The following is a 1,776-nucleotide window of genomic DNA, read 5'->3' as shown; positions in this document are numbered from 1 at the left end:
CTCGTATCCAAAAGAAACTGGCTCGAATGAAGCCACAACAACTAATCACAATACAATTTTAATGCGTCAACCCTGCTTTTTGTTTTCCAATATTCACACTCTGTCTTAGGTGTGGCTCTTTGAAGACAGGATATCCATTCACATAGTCAACAACGTTTCCTTCCCAATCTGTATAACGCCATGTCCCGTTATCTAATACCTCGACTCTTCCACCCTTCTTCTTCCATTTATCAATATCCGGAGAATTTAATGGCTTACCTTTTTTGCGTGCATTTGTCACGGGCATTTCCAGCTTGGGCACCTTTGCTTTGTCCAAAGCTTTGGCTGCATCTGCTGCATCATCCAATTTGTCGGCAGCCTCGGCTATATCAACAGCATCATCCAGCTTATCCAACGCTTTGGCTGCATCCAATGCATCATCGCCCCGATTGGCAACCTTTGCCACATCTACCACCTTGTCGGCAACTTTTACGGCTGTGAGAGCTGCGGCTCCTCCTGCGGTGGCAACCTCCGTTCCCACCTCGAACAGCACCTGCCCGGCAAAGTCTCCCCATTCCTCGGCACTCATATTGGCAGCCTTGTCGGCAAGGGTTTCCAACATGGCTTTGTTCTCCTGTTGTGCCGCCAGAAAGTCCTGAGGATTGGCCAGCAAATTTACGGCAGAATTACGGTATATCCAAGTCCCGGCTTTCCCGGCAAGATTGCCAAGCGACTTCAACGTCTCTCGGTCTTGCTTCAACTGGTCGGCGAAGCCGGCCGGGTCGAGTAACATGTATGGGAGCGAGTGCTTGCCTGCCCAAATTCCCAGATCAATGACGCCTGTAACTGTACCTTTGAGCCCTTTCCAAAGACCTTTGCCCAAGCCTTTACCGAAATCGATAGCCTTACTCCAGAAACTGCGTTCTTCTTCGCGTGAGGCACCGCAGGCAGCCGAAGCGGCTGCCAATGTGTAGAAAATCTTGATCCGGCCTCCCAGCGAACAGAGTAACTCACTATTTTCGAGCAGAAGCAGATTTCCCCCCAGACGAATCTTATCCGTTACATGGGTCCAGTCTATAACGGGAGCTGTACAAGGCGACCCATTGCAGCAGGCACAGGCACCGAACGGATCGAAATTGGCCATCCCCTTTGGGCAAATGAGTGAAACGGAGAAATTTCTTTACAAAAACAGTTGGAGTATGTAACATAATAAAATACTCCTTAGCTATTTATAGTTCAATCCTGAATTAGTTAAAGCCCCTTGGAAAATAGAAATACTTTGCCCAGAGAATTCCAAGAGTTCTACAAGGTAATCCAGAGGAGTTATTTAAGTTGGAAATAAGTTCAGTTTAAGAAAGACTCCTTCCAGGAAAAGCATGTATCTTCCTGGTTGATATTCACCCATTGAAAAGATAATCAACAAATCATCTTCATTTAAGTAATAAACCTGTAATCGCTGCTCTTTTGTCACAATATTGGATATGCCATCTGATTCCAGATGCAATTTATTTATTACATCTTGTTTGACCGGACAGTCTATTAATTTATGTGGAGTAATGTCATCCACAATAAATAACACAGATTTCCCCTCTATATTTAATAGAAAATCTTTATCGAATAGTCCATCCTCAATGCCATCGAACAATTTTGTTCTTTTGAATTCTAAAAGTCTCATCTTCGCTCAATTTTTCCACTATTTAACCCAGATTACGCAATAGAACAAAAAACAACTATAACTGCCTGATTAATAAAATATAATACATATATTTTTCTAACGCGTAGCGTTAGAGATTTTTT

At 43.7% G+C, this 1,776-nt stretch carries 2 protein-coding genes; both read right to left on the bottom strand.

The genetic code is table 11. The features are described 5' to 3' along the window. Window positions 1-58: 58 nt before the first annotated feature. A complete protein-coding gene (locus tag EII41_RS13495) occupies window positions 59-1,123 on the bottom strand; it encodes a PAAR-like protein (RefSeq protein WP_124790992.1) in 1,065 nt (354 codons plus the stop codon). A gap of 183 nt (window positions 1,124-1,306) precedes the next feature. Then, entirely contained in the window at window positions 1,307-1,654 is a 348-nt protein-coding gene (locus EII41_RS13490; protein ID WP_124790991.1) for a hypothetical protein, read from the bottom strand. Between the last annotated feature and the right edge of the window lie 122 nt (window positions 1,655-1,776).

Source organism: Tannerella forsythia, from assembly GCF_003860135.1.
In the GTDB taxonomy this organism is placed as follows: domain Bacteria; phylum Bacteroidota; class Bacteroidia; order Bacteroidales; family Tannerellaceae; genus Tannerella; species Tannerella forsythia_A.
This window is presented reverse-complemented; position numbering and strand designations above follow the sequence as displayed.

Bases quoted from the DNA above. Each gene is read 5' to 3' on its own strand.
- EII41_RS13495 (WP_124790992.1), bottom strand. From the start codon at position 1,123: ATGGCCAATTTCGATCCGTTCGGTGCCTGTGCCTGCTGCAATGGGTCG.
- EII41_RS13490 (WP_124790991.1), bottom strand. From the start codon at position 1,654: ATGAGACTTTTAGAATTCAAAAGAACAAAATTGTTCGATGGCATTGAG.